The 6,500-nt window shown below is 36.3% G+C and carries 9 protein-coding genes and 1 pseudogene; 7 read left to right on the top strand and 3 right to left on the bottom strand.

Annotated features, from left to right (window positions below):
* The 6 genes from AB3X49_RS15710 to AB3X49_RS15685 all read left to right on the top strand — a co-directional run.
* Positions 1-1,067, top strand: a 1,067-nt coding sequence (locus tag AB3X49_RS15710; protein WP_367963198.1) for an efflux RND transporter periplasmic adaptor subunit, incomplete at its 5' end; no start/stop codon positions are given.
* Positions 1,064-1,744, top strand: a complete 681-nt coding sequence (locus tag AB3X49_RS15705) for an ABC transporter ATP-binding protein (RefSeq protein ID WP_367963195.1) — start codon at positions 1,064-1,066, stop codon at positions 1,742-1,744. The genes AB3X49_RS15710 and AB3X49_RS15705, both read left to right, overlap by 4 nt.
* A complete protein-coding gene (locus AB3X49_RS15700) occupies positions 1,741-2,943 on the top strand; it encodes an ABC transporter permease (RefSeq protein WP_002089681.1) in 1,203 nt (400 codons plus the stop codon). Before AB3X49_RS15705 ends, AB3X49_RS15700 begins: the two co-directional genes overlap by 4 nt.
* A 128-nt stretch (positions 2,944-3,071) precedes the next feature.
* Positions 3,072-3,740 (top strand): YknW family membrane protein, encoded by a 669-nt coding sequence (yknW, locus tag AB3X49_RS15695; protein WP_367963191.1) that lies wholly within the window; start codon positions 3,072-3,074, stop codon positions 3,738-3,740.
* An 81-nt stretch (positions 3,741-3,821) separates the two neighbouring features.
* The gene (locus AB3X49_RS15690) at positions 3,822-3,992 is read left to right on the top strand and encodes a hypothetical protein (protein ID WP_181777898.1); all 171 of its coding nucleotides are present in this window, start codon (positions 3,822-3,824) and stop codon (positions 3,990-3,992) included.
* Positions 3,993-4,209: 217 nt separating this feature from the next.
* The gene (locus AB3X49_RS15685) at positions 4,210-4,680 is read left to right on the top strand and encodes a sigma-70 family RNA polymerase sigma factor (protein ID WP_367963189.1); all 471 of its coding nucleotides are present in this window, start codon (positions 4,210-4,212) and stop codon (positions 4,678-4,680) included.
* 54 nt (positions 4,681-4,734) lie between these two features.
* On the opposite strand, the pseudogene AB3X49_RS15680 reads toward AB3X49_RS15685, so the two are convergent.
* Positions 4,735-5,240, bottom strand: a pseudogene (locus tag AB3X49_RS15680) (competence protein ComK).
* Between the two features lie 194 nt (positions 5,241-5,434).
* Between AB3X49_RS15680 and AB3X49_RS15675 the strand changes: the two are divergent.
* Entirely contained in the window at positions 5,435-5,833 is a 399-nt protein-coding gene (locus tag AB3X49_RS15675; protein WP_002034805.1) for a DUF4359 domain-containing protein, read from the top strand.
* 20 nt (positions 5,834-5,853) lie between these two features.
* Here the strand turns inward: AB3X49_RS15675 and AB3X49_RS15670 are convergent, their stop codons facing one another.
* Together AB3X49_RS15670 and AB3X49_RS15665 are read right to left on the bottom strand one after the other, a co-directional pair.
* A complete protein-coding gene (locus AB3X49_RS15670; protein ID WP_002139078.1) occupies positions 5,854-6,069 on the bottom strand; it encodes a DUF2922 domain-containing protein in 216 nt (71 codons plus the stop codon).
* Between the two features lie 21 nt (positions 6,070-6,090).
* Positions 6,091-6,315 (bottom strand): DUF1659 domain-containing protein, encoded by a 225-nt coding sequence (locus tag AB3X49_RS15665; protein ID WP_002016256.1) that lies wholly within the window; start codon positions 6,313-6,315, stop codon positions 6,091-6,093.
* Positions 6,316-6,500 lie beyond the last annotated feature (185 nt).

Genomic DNA, 6,500 nt, shown 5'->3' with positions numbered 1-6,500 from the left:
AAGGTACGGCGAAGACAGATGCTGTAAGTTTTGAGAAAGTGACAGAGCGTAAGCTTAATAATACGAAATTAATTTCTGGTCAAGTGAAGCCAGGGAATATTGAAAGTTTCTATGCGGATCCGACTAAAGGAAAAGTGAAAGATATTGCGGTGAAAGAAGGACAAGAGGTAGAAAAGGGAACGAAATTATTCTCTTATGATAATGAAGAAATTAATCTTCAAATGAAGCAAGCTGATCTTGATCAGAAGATGGCTGATATGCGTTACGATCAAGGGAAAAAGAAGATTGATTCATTGAAGAAAGAAATTAAGAAGGTAAAAGATAGTGGGGCTGGGAAAGAAGTAACAGACCCAATGGAAGAGCAAGTAAGTGAGTTAGAAATGGCACAAAAGACAACTGACCTTGAGAAAGAAAAAGGGAAGTTACAAAAAGAAGAGTTAAGTAAAAAACAGAAAGAACTTACGATTTATAGTAATTTTACTGGTGTTGTACAGAAGTTAGATAAGGATGCAGCGCAAAGTTCATCTCAGGCATTAGGTGGTCAAGGGAAAGCATTTTTACAAGTTGCTTCTAAAGACCCGTTCCAGGTTCAAGGGACTTTAACAGAGCTTCAAAAGTCACAAATTCAAAAAGATCAAACGTTCACTGTAACTGCGAAAGCAAATAATAAGAAGAAGTGGACAGGTAAGATTACGGAAGTAAGTGAATTCCCAACGAGTGCAGAGATGGCTCAAGCTGCTGGTGAGGGAACTCAAAATATGTCTCAATATACATATAAAGCAAGTCTTGATAGCCAAGATGGTTTATCTCCAGGTTATCACGTTTCTCTGCAAGTAAATTTAGAGAATAAGACGATGATTGCTGTTCCAAGTAAGAGCATTGTAGAAAAAGGCGAAGATGCATTTGTTTATATCGAAGAGAAAGGAAAGCTTCGTAAACAAAATGTGAAAAAAGGTGCGAATGATGGAGATTGGACAGAGGTTGTTGAAGGCGTAACAGTGGGGCAAAAGGTGGTTAAAAATCCTTCCGACAACGTGTATGACGGAATGGAAGTGAAAGAGAAATGATTACGTTAAATAATATTGCTAAAACATATTATCAAGGAAAATTGGCAGTGCCGATTTTACATGGTATTAGTTTAACAATTCAAAGCGGTGAGTTCGTTTCTATTATGGGACCGTCTGGTTCTGGTAAATCAACGCTTATGAATATTATCGGTTGTTTAGATCGTCCGACAGAAGGTGAATATATGTTGAATGATGTGAATATCTTAACAGCAGACGAGTCAAAACTAGCTTTAATTCGTAATGAATATATCGGTTTTGTATTCCAGCACTTTAATTTGCTGCCGCGTCTTTCCGCAGTGGAAAACGTTGAACTTCCGCTCATCTACGGTGGAGTGAAGAAAGCAGAGCGTCGTCAAAGAGCTCTTGAAGCGCTTGGAAAAGTTGGATTATCAGATAGAGTAGACCATTTACCTAGTGAATTATCAGGTGGACAGAAGCAACGTGTAGCTATCGCAAGATCGATTGCAAATAATCCAACGTTCATTATGGCCGATGAGCCGACAGGTGCGCTTGATACGAAGTCTGGTGCACAAGTTATGGATATTTTCACGAAGCTCAATGCAGAAGGTACGACGATTGTTATGATTACGCATGAAGAAGAGGTAGCAGCGTATTCTTCCCGCCGCATTGTACTGCGAGATGGGAAAATTACAGAAGATAGAAGGTGCGCAGTATGAGTTTACTAGATAGTATAAAAATTGCCCTATCTTCTATTTTAGCTCATAAACTGCGTTCAGCTCTTACGATGCTCGGTATTATTATTGGTGTTGGTTCTATTATTACTGTCGTTGCGATTGGGCAAGGCGGGGAAGCGATGCTGAAGTCGAAATTCGCAGGTTCTGGTGGTAATAACCTTATGCCAATTCAATTTAAACCAGATATTAATGATGAGTTTGCTATAGGTGGATTTCAAATACCGAAGTTAACTGAAGAGGATATTTTGGAAGTAAAACAAGTGAAAGATGTTTCACACGTTATTACGACAAACCAGAATTCAGAGGTACTTGATGTAAATGATAAAAAAGCAAATCTAAATGTTATTGGTCTTGATAATGAATATTTTGCGGTTAATAAAGTAAAGGTCGTAAAGGGACGTACTTTAAATGAATCCGATATTTCTCATGCAAATAACGTTGTGATGATTAGTACAAAAACAGAAGAGACGTTATTTAAGGACGTAAACCCAGTTGGACAAATTATTGAGATGAAGGGGCAGCCAATGCAAATTATTGGTGTGTATACATCTGATAATGAGTTTATGGGATTTGAAATGGAAGAAGCGTTAATTCCCCTTACTTTATGGCCTGTTTTATACGGAACAGATGAGATTCAAAGTATAGCAATTCAATCTAAAAATGTAGACAATTTAGAATCAGCAGGGAAACAAGCTGTTGATGTACTAAATAGTCGTAAGCCAAGTGAAATTCCAGGTAAATATGAACTGGTGAATTTAAAAGAGTTCCAAGAAAATGTTTCTAAAGTTACTAATATCATGACGATGATCATCGGTGGTATCGCTGGTATTTCATTAGTCGTTGGTGGTATCGGTGTTATGAACATTATGCTCGTATCTGTAACGGAGCGTACGCGTGAAATTGGAGTACGTAAAGCACTTGGAGCGACGCGTAGTAAAATTTTATTACAGTTTTTAATTGAAGCAGTTATGTTAACGCTTCTAGGTGGCTTAATCGGAATTGGTCTTGGGTATGGCGGGGCATATATCGTTTCCACATTTGCGAAGTGGCCACCGCTCGTTTCATGGGAAGTTGTCGTTGGGGGCGTATTGTTCTCTATGACACTTGGTATTATTTTCGGATTAATTCCAGCAAACAAAGCTGCGAAATTAGATCCAATTGAAGCACTTCGTTATGAGTAATTTACTAGTGTATTAGAGAGAAAACTCTCTAATACACATTACCGTTCTAGTGGGCGGTTCGTATCCTCTTGCATGAGGATGTGAACCGCCCGTTAGAACGGGTTATATAAATAGAAGGAGGCGTTATGATGGAAGCGAATTTGAATACGCAAAAAGTTGGTGGAGAGAAGCCGTCATTATTTGGAATGATTATATCTCCTGGTGTACAGTTTGAGAGAATGAAGACTAGTAATGCGGTTTGGGGTGCGTTTTGGATACTTGTTTTATTAGGAGCAGTTGTTGGTGGACTTGCTGCTTATGTAGGCTCTTTAACCCCTGAGGCGATTAAGATGAATAAGGATTTGGGTATTAGCGTTACACCTATAATGTCGTTTGGTATGGGTGCAGTATTTGGTGCTATTGGTATGGCGATAGGTTTCTTTATTAGCGCAGCAGTGTATAAAGTATTAATGATGTTAATGAGCAATGATACTTCTTATAAGAAATTATTAACGATTAGTGTGTATTCAAGCATTATTTCATTACTTGGTTTATTAATAAACACAGTATTAGCACTTGTTTTAGGCGGATCAGGCCAAGAAATGTACACTGGTTTAGGACCGATTTTCGCTTCAAGTGGTGGTGTTGCAAAAGGTATTGCAAATAGCATTGAAGTGTTCACGATTTGGGGATTTGTTATTACATGGTTAGGTCTTCAAATTACGGCTGGTTTAAGCAAAAAGAAAGCAACAATTCTTATGGTTGTCTTCTTTATCTTAACTATTGGATTTGGCGCAGTAAAAGGAATGTTCCAATAATATTGATGTTTTACGTCACTAGAAAAAAATGCAGCAATTATTTTTATAATTGCTGCATTTTTTTTGTAAGGAGAGATAAATATGCTTAAGAAGTTTTTAGCAAATGTTTTGTTTATGTTAGTCGTAACGTTGTTAGCTGTAGAATATATGCCGAATAAAAATCCTTATATATTTGTTGGGGTTACAAGCTGTATTTTAGCTACTGGTTTATATGCGATCGATAGATTTTTTAAAAGCGTAGCTAAAGAGTAATATAGTTTGCCAATATATAAACAAAAGGTTGCTTCTAATGTATAGGAGGAACCTTTTTTATTTTTACCCCTATTAGAATTTCAAATACGGCCTAGTGTAATTTCAAATTACGGCAGCAGTATTTGAAATTACCCACAATGAAATTTCCTTTCTCATTTTATATTGTAGAGGTACCGCGGAATACTAAAGAGGTATACCTTTTAGAAACGGGCACTGTGTGAAGCCAGCGACTTTTGCAGATACGGTTGTTTTGTATGAAGGTATGATTGTAAATCAAATAAAGAGGTTAAATATTTATCAGGATTATGAAGAGTATTATCAATGTGGTTTAATTGGTCTTTGGCATGCGTATGAAAAGTATGAGGAGGAGAAAGGAAGTTTTCCTGCTTATGCGGTTGTAACGGTACGTGGTTATATATTGGAAAGGTTGAAGAAAGGATGCGTAGTGCAAGAGCGCTATGTATGCACGGACGAGTATGAGGAACGATTTGAGTGTGAAGATGCTGGAACGAGGGCGAAGGATTTTATGAGTGTTTTAGATGAGAGGGAGAAGCATATCATTTCAGAGCGATTTTTTACAGGGGAAAATATGGGAGAGATAGCTTCTGAAATGGGGATGACGTACTATCAAGTGAGATGGGTATATCGACAAGCACTTGAGAAAATAAGAGATAGTGTAAGGGGATAAGAATAATAAGTAGAATGGAAGGCAAAGGAAATATTGCGTTCCATTCTATTTACTTTAAGGCAGTAAATGTGGCAAGAGGTTTTTTAAGGTAATGAATCTTTCATGTTCATTCGGGATAATACATGTCCAGATTTGAAAAATTGTTGCTGTAACTTATGAGAACCTATTTGTATTGTTATGGTAGTTCCGTTAAAAAAATGAATGTTAGCTTTGTTATTTTTTTTGGAAAACTCTATCTCATCTATATGATTATAGAACAACCAAATGCAGCTTGGAGAAGAAGGAGATTCTGTTGGGAAAACGCAAATATATTCTTCGTGATTAATCGGAATTGGAACATTTTGTTTGAGCTTAAAGTTTATTTGGACTGCATGACGTCTACCTTGATAAGTAGAATGAACATGTGTTAGACAAGATTTCTTTATGAGTTGGATAGCTGTTTGGCAAGAGTACAGAGGGTTTCCGCTACTGTCGATAATTTTTGTCCGGTAATAAGGGTGTTTGCAAGGTTCGAGCATCATTGTAGAACTAGAAATAAAAATATCATTTTCATGATCCATGATTCTAAAATCCTCCCTTATAAAAATTGTTATTCTGAATATAATTATATATGAATTATGTAAAATAACTATTAATCTTTTGTTTCGTATTGTAAATTTTTACGGTTCGTTTACAATCAATAGATGATAGTCTTTCTAATTTGCATCGCTTGTACATATATATGAAAATAGAAAAGAGTAGGCGGTGATATAGCATGAAGAAAAAGTATATTATTATGGCTCTAGCTGTTGTTCTCTTAGTTTATTTAGCAAATAGTAATCCGGGTAAGGGAGAATATACGGATTGGGCAGCAAAACAATTTATGAAGCGTAATGATGTGAGTAAGAAGCTAGAAGAGGTTGAGAAAGAAAACAAAGAGGGTATACTTGGCGACTTAGCATCGGCGGGAAAGAAATTAGCAAATAAGTATGTTGAACCACAAGTTGGATTATTAATTGAGCATTATACAAAGCGAAATGATTATATTTTCTTCTCAACATATACGACAGAGTTTGATTTAGGCGGAGAGAATTATAAGTATGTTTGTGTTGGTTTTTCAAACATTTTTATTCCAATTGAAATGCCGAAGAAAAAAGACGAATCTGCAAAATAATGCAGATTCGTCTTTTTGATTTACGGAGTGATCTGAACTTCAGATACGTTTTTTTCTATGAGGCGAGCCCCTTTTTTACGAGTATTTTCACTAATTGATGAAAATACAGATGAAGCAAGAATGGTATCCATTACTTGATTTACGACTAGTTCATTTACTGGTGTGATGGGATTTTCGATAGAAAAGGCAACTGTTTTTCCATCTTCTTTCACGAAAATTAACTCTAGTACTTGCATGTTTTATTCCCTCCTTTTTAATTATAGATTAGAAAGATCTGACGTGCTTACAAGTTGTACAGCGTGAAGTGATGATTGTTGTAGTGAAGCAAGAGCACGTGCTACTTCATGCACTTTTCCTAAATCTGCATTTGTTTTCACACGTTTGAATTGTTTGTTCTTAAAAACTGTTTTACCGTTTTTGTCTAATCCTCCGTTTAATACAAGGCGTAAAGTTAAATCCATTACGATTGTTTCAACTGCCATGTTTATCACCCCCTCGTATGATAAAGTTAGGTTTTTTAGGAAAGGGATTTACCTATAAACCCCTGAGTATCTAGTTATATGAGATACTTATATTTGTAGATAGAGTGGTACCGGTCACCCCCTTGAATCCTGTATTCGGTTGAAAGATTGGTACCTCTGTCTAATAAGTAATTTACGAATGAGTT

Origin of the sequence: Bacillus sp. C30 (assembly GCF_040838255.1) — a bacterium.
GTDB lineage: Bacteria > Bacillota > Bacilli > Bacillales > Bacillaceae_G > Bacillus_A > Bacillus_A mycoides.
Note: the sequence above shows the minus strand (reverse complement) of the source record. Positions and strands in the feature narration are given on the sequence as shown.

What these genes read in the sequence shown, in the direction of transcription:
- AB3X49_RS15690 (WP_181777898.1), top strand. Translation starts at nt 3,822, where the DNA reads ATGCTTAAGAAGTTTTTAGCAAATGTTTTGTTTATGTTAGTCGTAACG.
- yknW (WP_367963191.1), top strand. Translation starts at nt 3,072, where the DNA reads ATGGAAGCGAATTTGAATACGCAAAAAGTTGGTGGAGAGAAGCCGTCA.
- AB3X49_RS15675 (WP_002034805.1), top strand. Translation starts at nt 5,435, where the DNA reads ATGAAGAAAAAGTATATTATTATGGCTCTAGCTGTTGTTCTCTTAGTT.
- AB3X49_RS15670 (WP_002139078.1), bottom strand. Translation starts at nt 6,069, where the DNA reads ATGCAAGTACTAGAGTTAATTTTCGTGAAAGAAGATGGAAAAACAGTT.
- AB3X49_RS15705 (WP_367963195.1), top strand. Translation starts at nt 1,064, where the DNA reads ATGATTACGTTAAATAATATTGCTAAAACATATTATCAAGGAAAATTG.
- AB3X49_RS15665 (WP_002016256.1), bottom strand. Translation starts at nt 6,315, where the DNA reads ATGGCAGTTGAAACAATCGTAATGGATTTAACTTTACGCCTTGTATTA.
- AB3X49_RS15700 (WP_002089681.1), top strand. Translation starts at nt 1,741, where the DNA reads ATGAGTTTACTAGATAGTATAAAAATTGCCCTATCTTCTATTTTAGCT.